This window comes from Streptomyces hamibioticus (genome assembly GCF_047946815.1).
GTDB lineage: Bacteria > Actinomycetota > Actinomycetes > Streptomycetales > Streptomycetaceae > Streptomyces.
On the sequence record NZ_JBKKQY010000001.1, the window covers coordinates 6,595,326 to 6,617,684 of the forward strand.

Consider the following 22,359-nt stretch of genomic DNA (forward strand, 5'->3'; position numbering starts at 1 on the left):
TGTTGTCCGGGCCCGTCCCGGTCAGCGGGCGTCCGTGCCCCGCTCCAGCAGCGGGGCCGCGTCGGAGAGTACCCCGGCGATCCTGGTCAGCGCCGCCTCGTCCCGTTCCACCGCATCCAGCACGGGCCCGGCGGCCGTGTTCCAGCGCCGGGCCACCGCGGCCGGGTCCTCTCCGGTGAGCAGGCCGGCCGCCTGGGCCGCAGCCCCGAGGGCGACCAGTTCCCGGGCCTCGGGGATCTGCACGGGGCGCCCCGACAACCGCCGCACGGTCTCCTGCCAGGCCGCTCCGCGGGCGCCGCCGCCGATCAGCAGCAGGGGCGCGGCGGGATCGGCGTCGGCGTCGAGGACCAGGTCCAGCGCGCCGAGCAGCGAGTGGACGGCACCGTCGTAGGCGGCCTGGAGCAGTTGCCCGGCGGTCGTGTCGTGGCGCAGGCCGTGCAGCAGCCCGGAGGCGTTCGGCAGGTTCGGGGTGCGCTCGCCGTCCAGGTAGGGCAGCAGCGTGACACCCGTACCGGGTTCGACGGCGTCGCGGTCCAGACCCAGCAGCGTCGCCACCCGGTCGACGGCGAGCGTGCAGTTGAGGGTGCAGGCGAGCGGGAGCCAGTCGCCGCGCGCGTCGGCGAAGCCGGCCACGGTGCCGGTCGGGTCGGCGGGCCGCCGCTGCGACACGGCGTAGACGGTGCCCGACGTCCCGAGGCTCATCACCGGCATCCCGGGTCGCAGTCCGAGTCCCAGCGCGGCGGCGGCGTTGTCGCCGGTGCCGGGCGCGACCAGGGTCCCCCTGGCGAACGGCAGGTCGTGGCTGTCGCGGACGGTGCCGGCCACTTCGCCGGGCCGGACCACCCGGGGCAGCAGCGCCGGGTCGAGCCCCACGCGCGCGAGCGTTTCCTCGTCGTACGCCTCCGTCCCGGAGGCCCACCAGCCGGTGCCGGACGCGTCGCCGCGGTCGGTGGTGCCCTGCCCCGTCAGCCGCTCGGTGAGGTAGTCGTGCGGGAGGCGTACGGCCTTGGCGGCGCGGACGGCCTCCGGCTCGTGCTCGGCCAGCCACGCCCACTTGGTGACCGTGAAGGAGGCACTGGGCACACTGCCCGTCCGCTCGGCCCAGGCCTGGGGCCCGCCCAGTTCCCCGACCAGACGGCGCGCCTGCGGCGCCGAGCGCACGTCGTTCCACAGCAGGGCCGGGCGCACCGGATCGCCGTGGGCGTCCAGCGTCACGAGGCCGTGCTGCTGTCCGCCGATCGACACCGCGGCGGCCTCCCGGGCCGCGTCGCCGCACTGCCGCAGCGCCTCGCACAGGGCGTCCCACCACTGGCGCGGGTCGCTCTCCCGGCCCGCCCCGGAGGACACGGTGTGCGGGGCCTGGCCGCCGGCGACGACGCGGCCGGTGGCAGCGTCGACCACCAGCGCCTTGGTGGACTGGGTGGATGTGTCCACGCCGACGACGAGCGGACCCTCGGCTGCTGACATCGGACTTCTCCCTCTTCCGCGGCTCTGCGGGATCTGACCTGGGCTCTTGCCGTGTGCCCGAGCCCTGCCGGCCCGGGCATCACTCCTTCGGGGACACCTTGTCCCTTCCCAGGGATGCGCCCGCATACTAATTTGTAAAGCGCCATGACGAAATAGTCGCAAGCGAGCAAGGAGCCGCGGCATGAGCTACCAGCCCACACCCGAGGACAGGTTCACGTTCGGTCTGTGGACCGTCGGCTGGCAGGGCCGGGACCCGTTCGGAGACGCCACCCGGGCCGCCCTGGACCCGGTGGAGTCGGTGCGGCGCCTGGCCGAGCTGGGCGCGTACGGCGTGACCTTCCACGACGACGACCTGATCCCCTTCGGCGCGAGCGGCACCGAGCGCGAGGCGGCCGTCAAGCGCTTCCGGCAGGCCCTGGACGCCACCGGCATGAAGGTGCCGATGGCCACCACGAACCTGTTCACCCACCCGGTCTTCAAGGACGGGGCCTTCACCGCCAACGACCGGGACGTGCGCCGCTACGCGCTGCGCAAGACCATCCGCAACATCGACCTCGCCGTCGAGCTGGGCGCGCGCGTGTACGTCGCCTGGGGCGGCCGGGAGGGTGCCGAGTCCGGCGCGGCCAAGGACGTGCGCGATGCGCTGGAGCGGATGAAGGAGGCCTTCGACCTGCTCGGCGAGTACGTCACCGCCCAGGGCTACGACCTGAAATTCGCCATCGAGCCGAAGCCGAACGAGCCGCGCGGGGACATCCTGCTGCCCACCGTCGGACACGCGCTGGCCTTCATCGAGCGGCTGGAGCGCCCGGAGCTGTACGGCGTCAACCCCGAGGTCGGGCACGAGCAGATGGCCGGGCTGAACTTCCCGCACGGCATCGCCCAGGCCCTGTGGGCGGGCAAGCTGTTCCACATCGACCTCAACGGCCAGTCCGGCATCAAGTACGACCAGGACCTGAGGTTCGGAGCCGGTGACCTGCGGGCCGCGTTCTGGCTGGTCGACCTGCTGGAATCGGCCGGTTACGAGGGGCCCCGGCACTTCGACTTCAAGCCGCCGCGGACCGAGGACCCGGACGGGGTGTGGGCATCCGCGGCCGGCTGCATGCGCAACTACCTCATCCTCAAGGAGCGAGCCGCCGCCTTCCGCGCCGACCCCGAGGTGCAGGAGGCGCTCCGGGCCGCCCGGCTGGACGACCTGGCCCGGCCCACCGCGGCCGACGGCCTCCAGGCCCTGCTGGCCGACCGCTCGGCGTTCGAGGACTTCGACGTCGATGCGGCCGCCGCCCGCGGCATGGCCTTCGAACGCCTCGACCAGCTGGCCATGGACCACCTGCTCGGGGCGCGCGGCTGAACGCACACGCGCGCGGAGCGCTCTGCATGCCGGGAGGAGTGCTCCGCAGGCCGGGTCGGGGGAGCCGCCCGCACACCGCGGGACGGCGGAGCGCGGGCGGCCCGGGACCCGGCCTCAGGACTTGTCGCCGGACATCGGCGTCGCCGAGGCCAGTGCCGTCGCCGGGTCCTGGGCCGCGGCGCCCGCCGGTACCCAGCGGCCGCGTTCCTTGCGGTACGGCCACCACCTGCCGTCCCGGCCCAGCCGGATCTGGTGCGGTGCGCCGGCGACCGTCCACCGGTTGGCGCGCGCCCGCAGCGACGGCCGCTCGTCCTCCTCCCAGGCCGCTTCCAGAGCGGCACGCGCGCGTGCGAGCGCCTCGCCCGTCACCGCCCATTCCTCCTCCAGCACGGACAGACCCGCCGCGCCTCCGTGCCGCCACGCCTGCACGGCCGCCGCGAACGCCTCCCGGCCGCGTCCCGTTCCGCCCGCGAGCCGGTCGGCGACGGCCGGCCCCGCCGCGTCCGCGGCCAGTCGTACGGCATCCTGCGCGATGGTCGGTTCGTCCTGCGGGGGCTGCCGGGCGTGGTCCGTGCGCAGGGCCTCGGCGAGCAGGTGGTGCGCCTGCGCCGCGGTGCGGGAGGCGAGGAACGCCAGCGCGGCCGGGTCGACCCCGGGCGGGGGAGCGGTCCCGGTGTCCAGGGACGGCGGCACGCCCGGCTCCCGGGGGAGTTCGGGAAGGGCGGGCAGCGCGGGCAGCATCTGCCCGGTCGCGTACGCCTCGGCGGCATCCACGCCCTCCGGCCGGGAGGCCGCATCCGCCGCGGGTGCCGGGTGGCTCGCCTGGAGAGCCTCCACCACGGCACGCTCGCCGCGCCCCCGCAACAGCAGCAGGACGAACGGATCCTGGTCCAGCAGCCGGGCCATCTGGTAGCAGAGCGCCGCGGTGTGGCCGCAGTGGTCCCAGTTGCCGCAGTCGCACTCCGGTACCAGGTCGCCCATGCCCGGCAGCAGTTCGACGCCCGCCGTCGCCGCGTCCTCCACCAGGTGCGTCGGCATCTCCCGGTCCAGCAGGGCCGCGACATGCCCGGCCCGCTCGACCGCCAGGTCGACGAACCGGTCCCACTGCGCGTCGGACAGCTCCGCCAGCAGGACGTCGGCCCGGTGCGCGGTGCGGTCCCGGTCGTGGACGACCGCGGTGATGCGCCCCGGACGCACCGACACCGCGCCGACCGCTCCCGCGCGCGCCAGGCGGCGGCCCGTCCGCACCTGCTCGCCGTCGAGTGCCGTGTCCTCCAGTGCCTTCAGCCAGGCCTCACCCCACCAGGTCTGTGCGAAGCCGCGCCCCCGCGCGGGCGGCAGCGCGGCGAAGGTGCGCTCCATGCCGTCGTCGTGCCGGGTCATCGGGCACCCCCTCGAAGTTCCACCAGATCGGCGAGTTCCGTATCGGTCAGTTCGGTGAGTGCCGCCTCGCCGGAGCCGAGTACCGCGTCGGCCAGTTCCCGTTTGCTGTGCAGGAGGGCGGCGATGCGGTCCTCGATGGTCCCCTCGGCGATCAACCGGTGCACCTGCACCGGACGGGTCTGGCCGATGCGGTGGGCGCGGTCGGTGGCCTGCGCCTCCACGGCCGGGTTCCACCAGCGGTCGTAGTGGATGACGTGCTCCGCGCGCGTGAGGTTCAGCCCGGTGCCCGCCGCCTTCAGCGACAGCAGGAAGACGGGGACCTCACCCTCCTGGAAGCGCCGCACCATGGCCTCGCGCTCGGTGACGGACGTGCCGCCGTGCAGGAAGAGCGAGGCCACGCCCCGGGACCTCAGGTGCCGTTCGAGGAGCCGCGCCATCTGCACGTACTGGGTGAAGACCAGCACGCTCGACTCCTCGGCGAGGATGGTGTCGAGCAGTTCGTCGAGCATCTCCAGCTTCCCCGAGCGGCCGGCGACGGTGGGGCGGTCCTCCTTGAGGTACTGGGCCGGGTGGTTGCAGATCTGCTTCAGGCCCGTCAGCAGCTTCACGATCAGTCCGCGCCGCTGCATGCTGTCGGCGCCGGAGATGTCCGCGAGCGCCTCGCGCACCACCGCCTCGTACAGGCCCGTCTGCTCCGCGGTCAGCGACACGGGGTGGTCGGTCTCCGTCTTCGGCGGCAGCTCGGGTGCGATGCCGGGGTCCGACTTGCGGCGGCGCAGCAGGAACGGCCGCACGAGCCGGGTCAGGCGCTCCGCCGCGGCCGGGTCCTGGCCGCCCTCGACGGCCTGCGCGTAGCGCCTGCGGAAGGTGCCGAGCCGGCCCAGCAGTCCGGGGGTGGTCCAGTCGAGGATCGCCCACAGCTCCGACAGGTTGTTCTCCACCGGCGTTCCGGTGAGCGCCACGCGCGCGCGTGCTCCGATGGTGCGCAGCTGCCGTGCGGTCGCCGAGTACGGGTTCTTCACGTGCTGGGCCTCGTCCGCCACGACCATGCCCCACGGCACCCCGGCCAGGCGGTGCGCGTCGAGCCGCATCGTGCCGTACGTCGTCAGCACGAACTCCCCGTCGGCGAGGTCCCCCAGGTCGCGCCGCGTGCCGTGGAACCGGCGCACGGGCGTACCGGGTGCGAACCTCTCGATCTCCCGTTGCCAGTTGCCCATCAGGCTGGTCGGACAGACCACGAGAGTGGGTCCGGCGGCCGCCGCGTCGGTCTGCCGGTGCAGATGCAGGGCGATCAGCGTGATGGTCTTGCCCAGGCCCATGTCGTCGGCGAGGCAGCAGCCCAGGCCCAGCGACGTCATCCGGGCCAGCCAGCCCAGCCCTCGCCGCTGGTAGTCCCGCAACGTCGCGGACAGCGCGGCGGGCTGCTCGACGGGCGCGAGCCCTTCCGGTTCGGCGAGCTGCCTGCGCAGGGCCGCCAGCCAGCCGGTGGGCCGCACCTCGACCCGGTGCCCGTCGACCTCGGCCGAGCCCGCCAGGGCCGCGGCGAGCGCGTCGACGGGCGTCATCTTGCGGTCCTGCCGCGCACGGGCACGGCGTGCCTCCTCGGGGTCGATGAGGACCCATTGGTCCCGCAGGCGCACCACGGGCCGGTTGGCCTCGGCGAGCCGGTCCAGCTCCTCGCGCGTGAGCCGTCGGCCGCCCAGGGCGAACCACCAGTCGAAGGCGAGCAGCGCATCGGCGGACAGGAACGACGGCCCTTGGCCGAAGAAGGCCCCCGCCGGGCCGGACTCGTCGTCGGGTGGCCCGACCTCCGCGCGGGCGCTCAGGTCCCGGGCCAGCTCCCGGGGCCAGTGCACGTCGACGCCCGCGCCGGCCAGCGCCCGGGTGCCCCGGCCGAGGAGATCGGTGACCTCCTCGTCGGCCAGTTCGACGGCGTCCGGAACGGCCGCCGACAGCAGGGGTGAGAGCGGGGGCCAGGCGCGGGCGGCCCGCCGCAGCGCCAGCAGGGTGTCCATCCGGGCGCGTGGGCCGAGTCCGTCGCCCGCGGTGCCGGCCCAGATGCCGGCCGCGTCCGCGACGAGCGCGGCGTCGCTCACGCTGTGCACCTGGAGCACGGCCCGGAACGACAGCGCCGCGTCGCCCGCCGCCTCCTCGATCGCACCGGCCGCCAGACCGGGCACCTCGATCCGCAGGGACAGCCGCACGCCCGCGTCGTGTCCGGCGGCGACGTCGTCCGCCCACGCCCGCAGCTCGGGCAGGCGTCGCGGCTCGCGGCCCGCGTACGCCGGGCCGCCCGTGGCCAGGGCGGCGGCGGGGGAGCGGGGCAGGGTGTCGGCGACGGCGTCCAGGAAGGAGCGCACCAGCCGTTCCGGGTCGGGCAGCCGCGGGGGCCGGGCATCGTCCACCGGCACGGCATGGGCCTCGGGCGGCATCGCGGCGGCGAGATGGCGGATCCGCTCGATCTCCGCCGACCGCAGCGGGCCGGCGCGCCAGGCGTCGTGGCCGCCCGCCGACAGGCCCGGCAGCAGCAGCCCGCGCGCCACGAAGGCCAGCGCCTGCACGGCGGCCGTACCCCAGAACACGGCCGCCCGGTGTGCGTCCGTGCGGGCACGCGCACGCGTGAGCACCGGCAGGGCCGCCCGCACCGGGAGCAGCACGGCGGGAACGCACGCCGCCTCGACACCGTCGTCGCCGGGCACGACGACCGTCAGCTCCGTCGGGGAGCCCGACGGGACGGCCGGAGGGGCCTCGCCGTCCGGGCGCCAGAAGGCGACGGCACCGGTGCGGGCCGGATCGCCGGGCACGAACACGGCACAGCACCGGGCCAGTTCGGAGGATGTGGCGGCAGTTGCCGGGGAGGTCGTCTGTCCGGCGATGGCGTATTCCTCAAATTTGACTAGCTGGTTTTGGAATCGCCGATTATACAGATTCTCGGATGCTGATCAGGTGTGATCGGCTGTTAAGTGCGTCACCCCTCAGGGGAGGGGTGCTGCTGCCCTCTCCGGCGGAGTCGCCGACATGCTCTCAGGGGCGAAGCGCGCCTCCCGTCTCAGGGACGACTCAGGGACTCTCAGGGACGTCTCAGGGTCGCGGTGCGGAACCACGGGAAGCGCGGGCCCGTTTTCAGGACAGAGAGCGGCAGAGGCCGCGAAGGAGGCGACAACATGTCGAAGAACGCCAAGATCGCCGCGGGAGGTGTGGCGGCCGGGCTCCTTCTGCTGATCTGGCTGCCCTGGTGGGCCGCCCTCCTGATCATCCTGGGGGTCCCGGCCGCCGCGTACCTCACGCTGGACCCGTCACAGCGGCGCAGGCTGCGCCGCACCACCCGCAAGGAGCTCGGCCGCTGAGAGGCTAGCGCCGCGCGGCAGGTCCGCCGGTCAGGGCGCAGGAATTGACCACGCCGCCGCCGGCGGGCCTGTCGACGGTGTGGTCCGCGGGCGGCGCCGTTCCCTTCTCGACCCACGCGACCAGCGCGTCGAACGACGCGCGGTAGCAGGGCAGGATCGGCCGGAGCCGCTCCGGATGGCTGTCGTACAGCCCGTCGACATGGGTGCCGCCCCGGACCGTGTAGTAGCGGTGCAGTGCGCCCCGTCCGCGCGCGTCGACCATGCGCGCGTAGACATCGGAACCGGCCGTCTTGGGCAGCAGTGCGTCGAGGTCGCCGTGCAGCGTGATCATCGGCTTGCCGATACGGCCGGTCAGTGCCACCCGGGCCACGGCGCGGTGGACGGACGCGGGACGCGAGGCGTAGTCGTACGTCGCGTCGGCCGGGCAGGGGGAGAGGATCTCTTCGAGGGTGCCGCCGGCGGACGGACCGGGGCAGCCGGGGTCGTACGACGGGTCGAACTCGGCCCGGTAGATCTTCTGCGTCACCCCCCAGTAGGCCTTCTCGTGATACGGCCAGAGGAACGCGGACCCCGGCGCGAAGCCCGCCGCGTGCAGGTCCTCGTCCCGCGCCGCACCGAGCGTCCACGCCACCGCGGTGGGCAGCGACGTGAGGAGGCTGGGGCCCTTCCCGGTCCACAGCGCGCCCTCCCAGTCCACGCCGCCGTCGTACAGCTCCGGGTGGTTCTCCAGTTGCCAGCGGGTGAGGTAGCCGCCGTTGGAGATGCCGGTCATGTACGTGCGGCGGGGTGCCTGTCCGTAGCGCTGGGCCACCGCCCGCCGGGCCGCCCGGGTGAGCTGCGTGGTCCGTGCGTTCCACTCGGCGACCGCGTCACCGGGCCGGGTCCCGTCCCGGTAGAAGTCCACGCCGCTGTTGCCCTTGTCCGTGGCCGCGTACGCGTACCCCTGCGCGAGCACCCGGTCGGAGATCGCCGTGTCGGTGGCGTACTGCTTGCGGGTGCCCGGCGCGCCCGTCACCACGAGACCGCCGTTCCAGCGGTCGGGCAGCCGGATCACGAACTGCGCGTCGTGCCGCCAGCCGTGCGTGTCGTTGAAGCGCGAGGAGTCCGGGAAGTAACCGTCGACCTGGATTCCGGGGACTCCGGACGGCTTGTGGGTGGCCGCGGCCGTCAGCCCGGCCTGGTCGGCCATGTCGGTGTACGGGGTACCCGCGAGCCCCGTGGTGGTCAGGTCGTTCAGGCAGGCGGTGCGCTGCAGGGCGGCGCCGGGCACACGGACGCGCTCCTGACGTGCGCAGTGATCACCGCCCGCCGTGGTCGCGGCGGCGGGTGCCGGACCGGTGAGCACCGCCGCCGTCAGGGCGGCGGCCACGAACGGAACACCACGGGACACAGGCATCACGGCCTCCAGGGCGCAAGGGGGGAGCGGAGCTGAGTGCTGCCCCATCGTGCGGGCCGGTGGACGGGCCATCCATGGGTGGGCAACACATTGCTCGCGACCGGGACATAGGAGACCGAGACACAGGGTCTGAAGACAGTCTGAAGACAGTCGACAGCGCCGCTCAAGGAGGGCGTGCCCCTGCCTGGTAGCCGGCTGCCGCGGTGTCGATCCGCCGACCGCTTCGGTGTCGGCCGCCACGGTGTCGATCTGCCGGGGTGCCGATCTGCTGCGGTGCCGATCTGCTGCGGTGCCGGACGGGCGGCGGATCAGCTGGGACGTACGGCCATCCGGTCGAGGGCCTCCAGCAGGCCCGGCAGCTCGGGCCCGCGGCCCACCGGAAGAACCTCACCGGGTTCCTCGTCCAGCAGCACGAAGGCGATGTCGTCCGTCCTGGCCACCAGCGACCACCCGGGGCCGTCCGCGCGCAGCGTGCGCGCGCCGCCCGGTGCGAACGACGACCGGACCCGGCCGAGCGGCGGTGGCGTGTCCACGTAGGCACGCGCCTCCGCGAGCACCCGTCGGACACCGCTGTGTCCCTCGGCTTCCCCCTCGCCGTCCCCCTCCGCGCCCTCGGCAGCGCCGGAGCCGCCGGTCGCCACCTGGAACGCCACCTGGAACTCGGTGTCGTCGATCTGCTCCCGCCACTGCGCCCACTGCAGCGCGATCTCGTCGGCGCCCAGACGGCGCTGGGCGGGCCCCCAGACGGTGGTGTCCGGCGGCGTCAGCGCCGGCTGATCACCGGGTTCCGGAGCCGGATCGTGCGGCGCGGGGACCCCGGGAGCCGCCACCGCCACCGCGAGCGGCCAGCCGGGCAGGGCGGCGACCACCGTGCGCTCGTCCGGCGACAGTTCGTACTCCATGCCGCAGTCCCATGACGCGATGGCGACGGCGACCAGCGAGACGTCGTCGATGGCGACGGTCCACCGGGCACCGGCGCCGTCCTGGCCCAGCACCAGCCCGTAGCCGTCGGCGAGCGGTGGGAGACCGAGCGCGGCACACGCCTCCGGGTAGTCGTCACCCAGCACGCTCGGGAACTTCGCCGGTGTCAGCAGCACCGCCGTGAGCACATACAGCGCGTCGTCCGCGGCGGCGACGGCGCTCTCATCCGGTCCGGCCATCACTGCCTCCCCATCGGTTCTCCCAACGGCGCGCACCCTAGTGCGACCGGAAGGGGCTTGTCACGACTCCGCGGCCCACTCGGACGCCCACGAGCTGCAGTTTTCCGGGTGGACGGGGCGAAACCGACCACTCGGGGTGTCCGGCGGGTCCGGCGGGTCCGGTGCGTCAGGCCGCCGGCAGCCCGAGGAGCGCGCGGGCCACGTCCCTCGGCGACTCGCCCCGTTCGCGCGCCAGGGCGACGACGGCGCGGCACGCCAGCTCGTTCACCCCGAACGACAGCGCCTCCGGGGACACCCAGCCCGCCGCCTCGTCGATGCGTGCCTGATCGTCCTCCGCACATGCCGACACATAAGCGGCGGCGGCCTCGAAGAGGTTGTGCGTGCGGGTGTCCCGCCCCTGCCCGCCCTCCGTGCGCCAGGCGCCGAGGAATCCGGCCCAGGCCTTGCGGACCCGGCTCATCATGCTGACCACCTACCCCTGAGTGCTTCCCCGGCTGACGGCACATCCCCCGCTGTTCAACGTAGAGTTGGAACCTCCACGGCAGAAGGGGACGGTTGCGGTGAAGCGCTTCGAACGGCTGGCACGGATCCGGCGGATGGACCCGTACGAGGACGCTTCGGAGATCTACCGGCTCGTCTCGGCCTACGAGTTCCCGTGGGACGTCACCCGCGCCCTGGAACTGGCCCTCTACCGCACCTACGCCGTACCGAGCATCGGCCGGCTGCTCGCCGAGACGGCGGAGCTCACGGACCGCGCACAGCGGCGCTACGACGACACCTCGCTCCTCCTCGACGCCGTCGTCGAGCACGGCTTCGCCAGCGAGCAGGGGCGCACGGCGATCCGGCGCATCAACCAGATGCACCGCAGCTACGACATCTCCAACGACGACATGCGCTACGTCCTGTGCACCTTCGTCGTGATGCCGAAACGCTGGATCGACGCCTACGGATGGCGCCGGCTGTCCCGCCACGAGACGGTCGCCTGCGCCGTTCACTACCGCACGCTCGGCAGGCACATGGGGATCAGGGACCTCCCCGAGTCCTACGAGGAGTTCGAAGCCTGTCTCGACGCCTACGAGGAGGCCCACTTCGACTGGGACGAGGGCGCGCGGCGGGTCTCCGACGCCACGCTCGACCTCATGGCCTCCTGGTACCCGCGCCCTCTGGCCCCGCTGCTGCGCACCGCCACCCTCGCACTGCTGGACGAACCTCTGCTGCGCGCCTTCCGCTACGACCCGCCGGGCTCCACCACGCGCGCCGTCGTGCGCCGCGCGGTGCGCCTGCGCGGGCGCGCGGTCCGGCTCATGCCGCCCCGGCGCGCCCCGCACTACGCCCGGCAGAACTGGGAGATCAAGAGCTACCCGAACGGCTACCGGCTGGCGGAGCTGGGCACGCGCCCGGTGCCGGGTGTAGGGGGCTGCCCGGTCCGCCACGTCGACACGTCAACCGCCGAGTGAGCCGGTCGCTCAGCTGAACCGGTGGCTCAGCCGGGTCGGTGGCTCAGCCGAACCGATGGTCCAGCCGAACCGGTTGCCAGCCGAACCGGTCGCTTCGCCGAGCGGCCGGTTTCCGCTGTGACCTCAGTCCTCGCGGACCGCCAGCGCCAGGAAGCGCGCGTCCTCGTCGACGTACGACGTCATGCGCCATCCCGAACCCGCCAGCAGTGGCCGCAGGTTGGGCTCGGCACGCAGGTCGTCCGGGGAGGTCTGCCGCCCTTGCCGGGCCGCGAGCGCCGCCCTGCCAATGGGGTGGAACAACGCCAGCAGACCACCGGGCCGCACCACTCGCGCCAACTCCCGCAGATTAGCCGCCGGTTCGGGCAGATGTGCGACGAGGCCCGCCGCGAACACGGCGTCGAGCGACTCCGGGCGCAGCGGCAGCGCGGCGACGTCGGCCAGCAGCAGCCGCCCGTCGCGGTCCCGGCCGGCCCGTACGGCGGCCTGGAGCATGGCCGGGGTCAGATCGACCCCGAGGACGACCCCCGAGGGCCCCACGGCCGTCCGCAGCGGCGTCAGCGCGCGACCGGTGCCGCAGCCCGCGTCGAGCACACGGTCACCCGGGCGCAGGCCGAGTTCGGCGACCGCCGCGGCATAGGCGGGGCCGTCGTCGGGAAACCGGGCGTCCCAGTCGGTCGCGCGGGCGGTGAAGAACTCCTGGACGTGTGTGTGGTCGTCGCTCATGGTCCGCATGATTCCTCACCGGCACGGATGACGCCGCAGTGCACACGTTCGAGCGGGACGCGATCGTTCCAGCACACCTCTGCGCCGGCTTCGCCGGCGCACGCCACTACGGTACCCAGGACGTCTCCCGCGCCCTGGACCACGACCGGGGCACACCCGTCGTGCTGTGCGACGCACGGGACCGGGACTCCGGCAAGGAGGTGCTGATCCGCCTGGTCGACCACACCGGGCGGATGCGCACCGCCCGGCTGCTCGACTCGGTCGGGTGACGCGATGCCCAGGTGCCCCACCGGGGGCACCGGTCGGGCCCCGGCGGCCGCGCCGCCGGCCCGTGGGGCCCGGCGCGCCGAACCGGCGGCACTCAGCGGCCTGCGGCCGTCCCTCAGCCCGCCACGTTCTTCTGCGCCAGGACCTTGTCGACGGTGACGCGGACGAGGAGTTCGCCCGGGACGCCGTTGCGGGCGCCGAACTCCTCGGCGCGGTCCTCGCCCATGTAGCGGGCCCCGATGCGGGCGGCCCAGCGCCGGAGTTCCCCGAGCTCCTCCGAAATGCGGGCGCGGCCCTGAAGGATGACGTAGTCGAAGGGCGGCCGGTCGTCGTCCACACACAGGGCGATCCGGCCGTCCCGGGCCAGATTGCGTCCCTTCACGGAGCTCTTGCCGGTGTTGAAGACGATCTCGTCCCCGTCGAGCAGGAACCAGATCGGCGTCACATGCGGACTGCCGTCGGCGCGGACGGTGGACAGTTTGCCCGTCCGGGTGCCGTCCGAGACGAACGCCCGCCATTCCTCGTCGGTCATCTTCTGTGCCATGTCCCCATCCTCCCTTGCCGGGAGCCGGGCGGTGGGGAAGGCTGGCGGAAGGTCTCCCGGCCAGGGGGGACCGCACGCACGGGGACGACACGGGGAGACCGGAGCATGGGGCAGAACCAGGGACTCGGCTGGCTGCTGGACGACCTGACCGAGCGCGTCGAACACGTACGGCACGCGCTGATCCTGTCCAACGACGGGCTGGTGACGGGCGCGAGTACGGGCCTGCGCCGCGAGGACGCCGAGCACCTCGCCGCCATCTCGTCCGGACTGCACAGCCTGGCCAAGGGCTCGGGCCGCCACTTCGGCGCCGGGCAAGTGCGCCAGACCATGATCGAATTCGATGACGCCGTGCTGTTCGTGACCGCCGCGGGCTCCGGCAGCTGCCTGTGCGTGCTGAGCGGCGCGGAGGCGGACATCGGGCAGATCGCCTACGAGATGACGCTGCTGGTGAACCGCGTCGGCGAGCACCTCGGCGTCGATGCGCGCAAGCCCGGGCGAACTCCGGTCATAGAGCTGTGAGCTGCCTTTACGCCTGCTCGTGGGCTCGTCCGCGGAGTTATCCACAGGCCGGCCACGGCAGTCGTCCGGGCGGCTACGGTTTTCCGTGAGGCGGGCGCACGGGGCGCCGGCCGCGCACACTCCACGGGGGAGACGGCATGTCCGGCAGCACATCGGCGTACGAGAAGACGGATGCGGAGCGTCAGAGCGCCGCTACGCACGGCATGTCACTCACGGCGAGCCGCGCCGCCCGGGAACTGGGCCTGAAGCGCTCCGAGTTCGACATCGGCGTGTGCCTCGGACGCATCCGTATCGCACCCGACGACGCGGGCGGCGGCGTCCGGCGCGTCACGCACGCCGAGCTGGAACGGCTGCGCGGCCAGGAGGACTTCCCCCAGGGCCTGCGCGAAAGCGTGCGGACCGTGGGCACCACGGAGGGCGCGGCCCTCATGGGAGTACCGAAGGCCCGGTTCACGCGCCTGGCGCGGCTGGGACCGCTGGTGCCGGTGAAGTTCTACCTGAACCGGTACCGAGCCGTCGTCTGGCTCTATCCGGCCGAGGAAGTGCGGCAGTTCGCGGCCGACGAGAAGAACGCCCCACTGCTCAAGGGCCGTACGCCCGAAGAGATGCGGGATCGCCTGGCGGCGGGAGCGGACCTGCGTCCGCGCAACTGGCGGGGCCGCCACCTCGGGTTCCTCCTCCGGCAGGCGCGCGACCCATGGGCGCGTGCCGCCGCCGTGGCGGCGCTGCTGGACAGGGTCCAGGTCGCGGAGGCCGTGCCGGACCCGTACGAGCGCGCCCGCCTGCACCGGCTCCGTCCGGCCGCACCGTCCCACGGCTCACCGGGCTCGCCCACGGCACGGACGGCCGAGGACATCATGACGGCGGCCGACCCCGACGAGATCGACTGGCTCCGCGCCGACCTGGCGCGCGCGGTGGATGCCGCCCGAGAGCACGACCCGGCACCGCGGGCGGTCCCTCGGCCGCCGGGCACGGCCGCCGCACCACCCGCGGCCGTGGACGACGGGGAAACGCCTGCGCGGCCGGCCTCGGACCCTCCGCGGAGCCGTGGACTGCTGGGCTGGCTGCGCCGCAGAGGCGCGTGACCTAGAGGGCCCGGAAGAGTCCTTCCTGGACGACGGACACCAGCAGCCGCCCCTCCACGTCGTAGATCCGGCCCCGGGCCAGGCCCCGCCCGCCGGTCGCGATCGGCGACTCCTGGTCGTACAGGAACCACTCGTCCGCGCGGAAGGGCCGGTGGAACCACATCGCGTGGTCCAGCGACGCCATGTCGAAGCCCCGAGGGCCCCACAGCGGTTCCACCGGGATGCGCACGGCGTCCAGGAGGGTCATGTCGCTGGCGTAGGTCAGGGCGCAGGTGTGCACGAGCGGGTCATCGCCGAGCGGTCCCACCGCGCGCATCCACACGGCACTGCGCGGATCGGCGTCCTTGATCTCCTCGGCGCTCCAGCGCAGCCGGTCGACGTAGCGGATGTCGAAGGGCTGGCGCCGGGCCATCCGCTCGAACTGCTCGGGCAGCGTGCCCAGATGCTCCCGGACCTCGTCGGCGACCGTCGGCAGGGAGTCGGGGTCCGGCACCACGCGGGCCGGCGGCAGCTGGTGCTCGAAGCTCCCTCGCTCAGGCTGGTGAAAGGAGGCGGTGAGATTGAAGATCGTGCGGCCCTGCTGCACGGCGGTGACCCGGCGGGTCGTGAAGGACCGCCCGTCCCGGACCCGCTCGACCTGGTACACGATCGGCACGCCCGGACGCCCCGGGCGCAGGAAGTACGCGTGCAGCGAGTGCACCGGGCGGTCGCCGTCCGTGGTGCGCCCGGCGGCGACCAGGGCCTGGCCGGCCACCTGGCCGCCGAAGACCCGCTGCAGGGATTCCTCGGGGCTGCGACCCCGGAAGATGTTGACCTCGATCTGCTCCAGGTCGAGCAGGGCGACGAGGCTCTCGGCCGGATTCGTCATGGGCGGGATTCTCCTTGGCTCACAGCTGGCCGACGTCGCTGACACGGACGACCGCCCGGCCCTCGGCGTCGGAGGCCGCGAGGTCGACCTCCGCGCTGATGCCCCAGTCGTGGTCGTCGTTCGGGTCGTCGAAGATCTGCCGCACCCGCCACAGGCCGTTCTGCGGCTCCTCCTCGATCAGCAACAGCTTGGGGCCGCGGGCGTCGGGCCCGGTGCCGAGGTCGTCGTACTCGTCCCAGTACTTGTCCATGGCCTCACCCCAGGCGTCGGCGTCCCAGCCGGAGTCGGCGTCCATCTCGCCCAGTTCCTCGACCTGGTCGAGGGCGGCCAGTTCGACCCGGCGGAACAGGGCGTTGCGGACGAGGACGCGGAAGGCGCGCGCGTTGGTGGTGACGGGGCGGACCTGGTCGGCCTTCTCCTGGGCCTCCTCGGCGGTCATCTCCTCCGGGTTGGCGAGCTGCTCCCACTCGTCCAGCAGGCTGGAGTCGACCTGGCGGACCATCTCGCCGAGCCACTCGATCAGGTCCTGGAGGTCGTCCGACTTCAGGTCGTCGGGGACGGTGTGGTCCAGGGCCTTGTAGGCGCCGGCGAGGTAGCGCAGCACGATGCCCTCGGTGCGGGCCAGTTCGTAGTGGGAGACCAGTTCGGTGAAGGTCAGCGCCCGCTCGTACATGTCCCGGATCACCGACTTCGGCGACAGCGGATGGTCGCCGACCCAGGGGTGGCTGTGGCGGTAGGTGTTGTAGGCGTGGAAGAGCAGCTCCTCCAGCGGCTTCGGGTACGTGATGTCCTGGAGGCGCTCCATGCGCTCCTCGTACTCGACACCGTCCGCCTTCATCGCGGCGACGGCCTCGCCGCGCGCCTTGTTCTGCTGAGCGGCCAGGATCTGCCGCGGGTCGTCGAGCGTGGACTCCACGACGGACACCATGTCCAGCGCGTACGACGGGGACTCCGGATCCAGCAGTTCGAACGCGGCCAGGGCGAAAGTGGACAGCGGCTGGTTCAGCGCGAAGTCCTGCTGCAGGTCCACGGTCAGCCGGACGATGCGGCCCTCGGCGTCCGGGGTCTCCAGCTTCTCGACGATGCCGCCGTCGAGCAGCGAGCGGTAGATGGCGATCGCCCGCCGGATGTGCCTGAGCTGGTGCTTGCGAGGTTCGTGGTTGTCCTCCAGCAGGCGGCGCATGGCCTCGAAGGCGTTGCCGGGCCGGGCGATCACCGACAGCAGCATGGTGTGCGTGACCCGGAAGCGGGAGGTCAGCGGCTCGGGCTCGGAGGCGATGAGCTTCTCGAAGGTGCTCTCCGTCCAGCCGACGAAGCCCTCCGGGGCCTTCTTGCGGACCACCTTCCGACGCTTCTTCGGGTCGTCACCGGCCTTGGCGAGCGCCTTCTCGTTCTCGATGACGTGCTCGGGCGCCTGCGCCACCACGAAGCCCGCCGTGTCGAAACCGGCACGCCCGGCCCGGCCGGCGATCTGGTGGAACTCCCGGGCGCGCAGGGTGCGCACCCGGCTGCCGTCGTACTTGGTCAAGGCGGTGAACAGCACCGTCCGGATCGGGACGTTGACGCCCACACCGAGCGTGTCCGTACCGCAGATCACCTTCAGCAGCCCCGCCTGCGCGAGCTTCTCCACCAGCCGCCGGTACTTGGGCAGCATGCCAGCGTGGTGCACGCCGATGCCGTGCCGCACGTAGCGGGAGAGGTTGCGGCCGAACTTCGTGGTGAAGCGGAAGTTGCCGATCAGCTCGGCGATCTTGTCCTTCTCCTCGCGCGTGCACATGTTGATGCTCATCAGCGCCTGTGCCCGCTCCACCGCCTGCGCCTGCGTGAAGTGCACGATGTACACGGGGGCCTGCTTGCTCGACAGCAGGTCGGTGAGCGTCTCGGTGAGCGGCGTGTACCGGTACTCGTAGGACAGCGGCACCGGACGGGTGGCCGAGCGGACGACCGCCGTGGGGCGGTCGGTGCGGCGGGTGAGGTCCTTCTCGAAGAAGGAGACGTCGCCGAGCGTGGCGGACATCAGCACGAACTGCGCCTGCGGCAGTTCCAGCAGCGGAATCTGCCAGGCCCAGCCCCGGTCCGGCTCCGCGTAGAAGTGGAACTCGTCCATGACGACCTGGCCGATGTCCGCGTTCTTGCCGTCACGCAGCGCGATCGACGCCAGCACCTCGGCGGTGCAGCAGATCACGGGGGCATCGGCGTTCACGGACGCGTCGCCGGTCAGCATCCCGACGTTCTCGGTACCGAAGAGCTTGCACAGCTCGAAGAACTTCTCGGACACCAGCGCCTTGATCGGCGCCGTGTAGAAGGTGACCTCGTCCCGGGCCAGGGCGGCGAAGTGCGCGCCCGCCGCGATCATGCTCTTGCCGGACCCGGTGGGCGTCGACACGATCACGTTGGCGCCGGAGACCACCTCGATCAGCGCCTCCTCCTGGTGGGGGTAGAGCGTGAGACCGCGTTCCTGGGCCCACGACTCGAAGGCTTCGTAGAGGGCGTCGGGGTCGGCGGTCTGCGGCAGCTGATCGATGAGGGTCACGCCCCCATCTTGCCTGGCCCGGTCCCGGATGCGGGAATCGGATGCCGGGCCGAAGATCATGAACGCTACGCTGGGTCGCCGACGACACGCCGGACGACACGTCAGCGGACCCTGACAACTGGACAGCGGCACACGAGGGATGGGGCGGGCAACGGGGATGATGGGACCAGCACACTCACTGTCGGGTGCCGCGGCCTGGCTCGGCGTGGGGGCGGCGACCGCCGCGGCCGGGCACGCGATGCCCTGGCCGGTCCTTCTCGCCGGTGCCCTGATCTGCGCCGGCGCCGCTCTCGCCCCGGACCTGGACCACAAGGCGGCCACCATCTCGCGGGCCTTCGGACCGGTCTCCCGGGGGCTCTGCGAGATCGTCGACAAGCTGTCGTACGCCGTCTACAAGGCCACCAAAATGCCGGGCGACCCGCGCCGCTCCGGAGGGCACCGCACGCTCACCCACACCTGGCTGTGGGCGGTCCTGATCGGCGTGGGCACCTCCGTCCTGGCGATCACCGGCGGCCGGTGGGCCGTGCTGGCGATCCTCTTCGTGCACATGGTGCTGGCCATCGAGGGCCTGTTGTGGCGGGCGACCCGCGGCTCCAGCAGCGACGTGCTGGTGTGGCTGCTGGCGGCGACCAGCGCATGGATCCTCGCCGGCATCCTGGACCGGCCGGGCAACGGCGCGGACTGGCTGTTCACCGCGCCGGGCCAGGAGTACCTGTGGCTCGGGCTGCCGATCGTGCTGGGCGCCCTGGTGCACGACATCGGGGACGCGCTGACCGTCTCCGGCTGCCCGATACTCTGGCCGATCCCGATCGGCCGCAAGCGCTGGTACCCGGTGGGCCCGCCGAGGATCATGCGGTTCCGGGCGGGCAGCTGGGTGGAGCTCAAGGTGCTGATGCCGGCGTTCATGCTCCTCGGGGGTGTGGGCGGCGCGGCGGCGCTGAACTTCATCTGACGCCGATCCGTCCGGGGCGCCCGCACCCTGGCCGGCGCGGAGGGCCGAGGTCAGCCGGCGTCCGCGGTGCCGGGTCCGGTGTCGCCGCCGTAGCGCCGCTCGAACCGCGCGATGCGCCCCTCCGTGTCCACCGTGCGGGCCCTGCCGGTGTAGAACGGGTGGCTCTCCGAGGAGATCTCCACGTCCACGACCGGGTAGGTCTCCCCGTCGTCCCAGTCGATGGTCTCGTCACTGGTCGCGGTGGACCGGGTGAGGAAGGCATACCCGGCGGCGCGGTCGCGGAAGACGACGGGGTGGTAGCCGGGGTGCGTGTCCTGCTGCATGGCTGCTCCTTGTCCGCGGCATCTCGGATGGCCGAGTCGTATCGGATGGCCGAGTCGTATCGGATGGGCGAGTCGTATCGGATGGGCGAGCCGTTCGGCGCCGTGAGTGCCGGGCCGGTCGGACCACACGGACCCGCCGCTCCGGCGGGGACACGGTGGTCGGCGTGCGGGCAGCCCCGGTGCGCACCGGCGGGCTCAACCGGGCAGGGTCTCCTCGTCGACGACGTGCACGGCGGCCTCCTCGGCGGACGCCGCCGCACCGTCGATGCCGACGTCCCGGGCCACCAGTGCGGGCTCCTCGTCCTCGTGCGTTCCCTCGTCGGGCGCCACCAGCCGGCCGGAGCGGGCGGCGCCGACCTCGTTGTCCAGCAGTTCGCCGTCGGTGCCCTGCGTGTCGCCGAGTCCGTCGCCGTCGGGCGCCAGGGAGTCCGGCTGCTCCTCGGCGAGCCGCTGGTCCAGCGTCTCGCCCCGGCGTCGCTCCGCCGCAGTCACGCCGGTGTGCTCCACGGCCCACGGCCGCTCCGGCGGGGACCAGCCCCGGTCGAGGGGATCGTCGACACCGTCGTACTCCAGGGTGTCCTCGGCGTCGAGCAGCCCGGTGTCCTCCCGCTGGTCGTCGTTGTCGGGCTGGTAGACGTCGTCTCCCCATCCGTCGGCGCTGTTCACGGGTACCTCCAGGGGGTGGGGACGGGCCCCTCGTCACCGCGGCCGCGGCGGGCCGCCGCTGCACGGGGTGGCACAGGCGTCGCCCGGTGCCGAGCCTGGCGGCGGTGGGGCGCTCCCCGAGCCGGTGCCTTCTCCCAGCCTTCCACTCCCGTTCGGGACCGCGCAACGGCACGCAGCCCGGTCGGGAAGGCGGCGCCGCCGACCTGCCCCCGGCCCCGCCTCCGAGGACTCGGCTCACTCCCCGGCCGGCCACGCGACGGGCCCCGGGGAGCGCCCGGCCCGGTTCTGTCGGCCGTGGGACCGGCGCGGCGAACGCCCCCTCCGGTCTCTCCGGCTCCGTCGGCCCTGGGACCGGTGCGGGAACGCCCGGCCCGGCCGGCCCCGCAGGCCCGGGGACCGGCGCGGGAATTGCAGCGTCCGCAGCGCGAGACGCCCGTGTTCAGGATGGAGTGGCCGCCGAGGGGTGTGCGGCCTGGATGATGCCGTGGACGGCTTCACTGATGCGGGCGCCGGCGAGGTCGGGGTCAGGCTGTCCGGCGTCGAGCCAGCCGATGACGGCGTCGATCGTGAACCTGGGGATCACGCCTGCTGCCCAGTCCAGCCAGGGCCCGGCCGGGATGCGCTGGGCGAGGTTCTGCTGCGTGATCTCCTTCGACGCCGCGGTGAGGGTGTCGACGAGGTCCCGGAACTCCGGTTCCCGGGCGGCATGGCGAAACAGCAGGCGGAAGCCCTCGGGATCGGCTGAGGCAGCCCGGAGCAGGGCGGGGATCGAGTCGTCGTCGAACGTGTCCGCGCCGACGGCGTCCGCGAGCCGGGTGCAGGCACGGTCGAGGACCGCGCGGTACATCCCGGCCTTGGACTCGAAGTGCCGGTAGAGCATCACGCGCGTGAGCCCCGCCTCGTCGGCGACGTCGTCGAGGCTGGTGGCGGCGAACCCGGCGCGGGCGAACGCGCGGGTCGCCGCGTCCAGGATCTGCTCCCGTCGCTCCGCCCGGCGCATGCGTTTGACCGGCTCCCGGGGCGTAGTCGGGGCCTTCGGGCTCTGTGCCGCCATAGGCTCACCACCTCCTCTTGTTAACTCGGCAGTATACAAGTAGAGTTGTTTGCTCTCGGATATACATTCTGGGATCCGCTTAGGGGGTCTCGTGACCGCTCGGCTTCCCTTCGACCAACCCGGTCTGCTGGACGTGCCGCCCCTCCTGCGCACGCTGCAGCGGCAGGGCACGATCCACCGCATCCGCACTCGGGTGGGGGACGACGCCTGGCTCGTCACCGGCTACCAGGAGGTACGCCGGCTCCTCGACGACGACCGGCTCGGCCGGTCGCACCCCGACCCCGCGCACGCGGCCCGCTCCGGAGAGTCGGCGCTGTTCGGCGGGCCGCTCGGGAACTACGAGACCGAGAAGGCCGACCACGCCCGCATGCGTTCGCTGCTCCAGCCGCACTTCACCCCAGGCCGGATGAGGGCCTTCCGCCGGCGAGTGGAGAGCCTGACCGCCGGACTCCTCGACGCGCTCGAAGCGCACGGGCCGCCGGCCGACCTGAACACCGCACTCGCCCTCCCGCTGCCGATCCTTGTGATCTGCGAGCTGCTGGGCGTTCCGTACGAGGAGCGGACCCAGTTCCGCGCGTGGACGCAGGCCGCCGCGGACGTGACCGACCGTGCCCGCTCAGAGCAGGGGCTGGGTGATCTGTTCACCTACGGCCAGGAGCTGGTGGTCCGCAAGCGCCGTGACCCCGGCGACGACGTGATTTCCGCCCTGTGCGCGACCGAGGGGGTGCCCGACGACGAAGTCGCCATGCTCTCCATGGCCCTGTTGTTCGCGGGCCACGAGACCACCGTCGTCCAGATCGGCCTGGGCGCACTGCTTCTGCTCACCCACCAGGACCAATGGCAGGCCCTGCTGAGGGATCCCGGCCTGGTCGCAGGTGTGGTCGAGGAAGTCCTGCGCGTGCCGGGCAAGGGCGGCGGAGGCATCCCGCGCTACGCCCGTACGGACATCGAGATCGACGGGGCCACGATCGGGGCGGGTGACCTCGTCATGCTGGACAACGGTGCCGCCAACCACGACGCGGCCGTCTTCGCCGACCCCGACCGCTTCGACGCGGCCCGTGAGGCGCCCGGACATCTGACCTTCGGACACGGCGTCCGCTACTGCATCGGCGCGCCGCTGGCCCGGATGGAACTGCAGGTCGCCTTCGGCCGGCTCGTCCCGCGATTCCCTCGGATGAAGCTCGCCGTGCCCGTCGAGGAGTTGCGCGTCCGTAGAGACATCCTGACCGGTGGTCTGGAGACGCTGCCAGTGACGTGGTGAGCCACG

20 protein-coding genes and 1 pseudogene are annotated in these 22,359 nt (G+C 72.9%); 8 read left to right on the top strand and 13 right to left on the bottom strand.

From position 1 onward, the window contains the following. Nucleotides 1-21: 21 nt before the first annotated feature. Nucleotides 22-1,467, bottom strand: coding sequence for a xylulokinase (gene xylB / locus ACLGIH_RS30075; RefSeq protein ID WP_416528423.1), 1,446 nt, complete (start codon nt 1,465-1,467; stop codon nt 22-24). 181 nt (nt 1,468-1,648) lie between these two features. Between xylB and xylA the strand changes: the two genes are divergently transcribed. Next, nucleotides 1,649-2,815 (top strand): xylose isomerase, encoded by a 1,167-nt coding sequence (gene xylA / locus ACLGIH_RS30080; protein WP_416528424.1) that lies wholly within the window; start codon nt 1,649-1,651, stop codon nt 2,813-2,815. Nucleotides 2,816-2,929: 114 nt separating this feature from the next. Here the strand turns inward: xylA and ACLGIH_RS30085 are convergent, their stop codons facing one another. Both ACLGIH_RS30085 and ACLGIH_RS30090 read right to left on the bottom strand, forming a co-directional pair. Further along, on the bottom strand, nt 2,930-4,198 hold the full coding sequence (locus ACLGIH_RS30085) for an SWIM zinc finger family protein (protein ID WP_416528425.1): 1,269 nt from the start codon (nt 4,196-4,198) through the stop codon (nt 2,930-2,932). Then, entirely contained in the window at nt 4,195-7,074 is a 2,880-nt protein-coding gene (locus ACLGIH_RS30090; RefSeq protein ID WP_416529516.1) for a DEAD/DEAH box helicase, read from the bottom strand. Before ACLGIH_RS30090 ends, ACLGIH_RS30085 begins: the two co-directional genes overlap by 4 nt. A 288-nt stretch (nt 7,075-7,362) precedes the next feature. Between ACLGIH_RS30090 and ACLGIH_RS30095 the strand changes: the two genes are divergently transcribed. Continuing rightward, the gene (locus ACLGIH_RS30095) at nt 7,363-7,545 is read left to right on the top strand and encodes a hypothetical protein (RefSeq protein ID WP_416528426.1); all 183 of its coding nucleotides are present in this window, start codon (nt 7,363-7,365) and stop codon (nt 7,543-7,545) included. Nucleotides 7,546-7,549: 4 nt separating this feature from the next. On the opposite strand, the gene ACLGIH_RS30100 is transcribed toward ACLGIH_RS30095, so the two are convergent. The 3 genes from ACLGIH_RS30100 to ACLGIH_RS30110 form a co-directional block, all read right to left on the bottom strand. After that, complete coding sequence (locus ACLGIH_RS30100; protein WP_416528427.1) at nt 7,550-8,941, bottom strand: tannase/feruloyl esterase family alpha/beta hydrolase; 1,392 nt, start codon at nt 8,939-8,941, stop codon at nt 7,550-7,552. A 308-nt stretch (nt 8,942-9,249) separates the two neighbouring features. Next, on the bottom strand, nt 9,250-10,101 hold the full coding sequence (locus tag ACLGIH_RS30105) for a hypothetical protein (RefSeq protein WP_416528428.1): 852 nt from the start codon (nt 10,099-10,101) through the stop codon (nt 9,250-9,252). A 166-nt stretch (nt 10,102-10,267) separates the two neighbouring features. Beyond that, nucleotides 10,268-10,564 carry a hypothetical protein gene (locus ACLGIH_RS30110; RefSeq protein WP_416528429.1) on the bottom strand — a complete coding sequence of 99 codons (297 nt, stop codon included), beginning with the start codon at nt 10,562-10,564 and terminating at the stop codon, nt 10,268-10,270. Between the two features lie 97 nt (nt 10,565-10,661). On the opposite strand from ACLGIH_RS30110, the gene ACLGIH_RS30115 reads away from it, so the two are divergent. Continuing rightward, nucleotides 10,662-11,558 carry an oxygenase MpaB family protein gene (locus tag ACLGIH_RS30115; RefSeq protein WP_416528430.1) on the top strand — a complete coding sequence of 299 codons (897 nt, stop codon included), beginning with the start codon at nt 10,662-10,664 and terminating at the stop codon, nt 11,556-11,558. Between the two features lie 123 nt (nt 11,559-11,681). On the opposite strand, the gene ACLGIH_RS30120 is transcribed toward ACLGIH_RS30115, so the two are convergent. Beyond that, nucleotides 11,682-12,281: a class I SAM-dependent methyltransferase gene (locus ACLGIH_RS30120; RefSeq protein ID WP_416528431.1), complete on the bottom strand. Its 600-nt coding sequence runs from the start codon at nt 12,279-12,281 to the stop codon at nt 11,682-11,684. An 89-nt stretch (nt 12,282-12,370) separates the two neighbouring features. Here ACLGIH_RS30120 and ACLGIH_RS30125 point away from each other — a divergent pair. Beyond that, nucleotides 12,371-12,550: pseudogene (locus tag ACLGIH_RS30125) on the top strand (ATP-binding protein); the annotation flags it as partial. A 113-nt stretch (nt 12,551-12,663) separates the two neighbouring features. On the opposite strand, the gene ACLGIH_RS30130 reads toward ACLGIH_RS30125, so the two are convergent. Next, nucleotides 12,664-13,092 (bottom strand): PPOX class F420-dependent oxidoreductase, encoded by a 429-nt coding sequence (locus ACLGIH_RS30130; protein WP_416528432.1) that lies wholly within the window; start codon nt 13,090-13,092, stop codon nt 12,664-12,666. A gap of 105 nt (nt 13,093-13,197) precedes the next feature. On the opposite strand from ACLGIH_RS30130, the gene ACLGIH_RS30135 reads away from it, so the two are divergent. Continuing rightward, nucleotides 13,198-13,611, top strand: coding sequence for a roadblock/LC7 domain-containing protein (locus tag ACLGIH_RS30135; protein WP_416528433.1), 414 nt, complete (start codon nt 13,198-13,200; stop codon nt 13,609-13,611). A gap of 137 nt (nt 13,612-13,748) precedes the next feature. Further along, entirely contained in the window at nt 13,749-14,696 is a 948-nt protein-coding gene (locus ACLGIH_RS30140) for a DUF6397 family protein (RefSeq protein WP_416528434.1), read from the top strand. Between the two features lies 1 nt (nt 14,697). On the opposite strand, the gene ACLGIH_RS30145 is transcribed toward ACLGIH_RS30140, so the two are convergent. Beyond that, nucleotides 14,698-15,564: an acyl-CoA thioesterase gene (locus ACLGIH_RS30145; protein ID WP_416528435.1), complete on the bottom strand. Its 867-nt coding sequence runs from the start codon at nt 15,562-15,564 to the stop codon at nt 14,698-14,700. Nucleotides 15,565-15,583: 19 nt separating this feature from the next. Next, nucleotides 15,584-18,097: a DEAD/DEAH box helicase gene (locus ACLGIH_RS30150; protein ID WP_416528436.1), complete on the bottom strand. Its 2,514-nt coding sequence runs from the start codon at nt 18,095-18,097 to the stop codon at nt 15,584-15,586. 157 nt (nt 18,098-18,254) lie between these two features. Between ACLGIH_RS30150 and ACLGIH_RS30155 the strand changes: the two genes are divergently transcribed. Then, the gene (locus tag ACLGIH_RS30155; protein WP_416528437.1) at nt 18,255-19,049 is read left to right on the top strand and encodes a metal-dependent hydrolase; all 795 of its coding nucleotides are present in this window, start codon (nt 18,255-18,257) and stop codon (nt 19,047-19,049) included. 50 nt (nt 19,050-19,099) lie between these two features. Here ACLGIH_RS30155 and ACLGIH_RS30160 read toward each other — a convergent pair whose 3' ends face one another. The 3 genes from ACLGIH_RS30160 to ACLGIH_RS30170 form a co-directional block, all read right to left on the bottom strand. Beyond that, on the bottom strand, nt 19,100-19,372 hold the full coding sequence (locus ACLGIH_RS30160) for a type B 50S ribosomal protein L31 (RefSeq protein WP_416528438.1): 273 nt from the start codon (nt 19,370-19,372) through the stop codon (nt 19,100-19,102). A 195-nt stretch (nt 19,373-19,567) separates the two neighbouring features. Beyond that, entirely contained in the window at nt 19,568-20,038 is a 471-nt protein-coding gene (locus ACLGIH_RS30165) for a DUF5709 domain-containing protein (protein ID WP_416528439.1), read from the bottom strand. 439 nt (nt 20,039-20,477) lie between these two features. Then, on the bottom strand, nt 20,478-21,092 hold the full coding sequence (locus ACLGIH_RS30170) for a TetR/AcrR family transcriptional regulator (RefSeq protein ID WP_416528440.1): 615 nt from the start codon (nt 21,090-21,092) through the stop codon (nt 20,478-20,480). Between the two features lie 91 nt (nt 21,093-21,183). Here ACLGIH_RS30170 and ACLGIH_RS30175 point away from each other — a divergent pair, with 91 nt between their 5' ends. Further along, complete coding sequence (locus tag ACLGIH_RS30175; RefSeq protein ID WP_416528441.1) at nt 21,184-22,353, top strand: cytochrome P450; 1,170 nt, start codon at nt 21,184-21,186, stop codon at nt 22,351-22,353. The last annotated feature ends 6 nt before the right edge of the window (nt 22,354-22,359 follow it).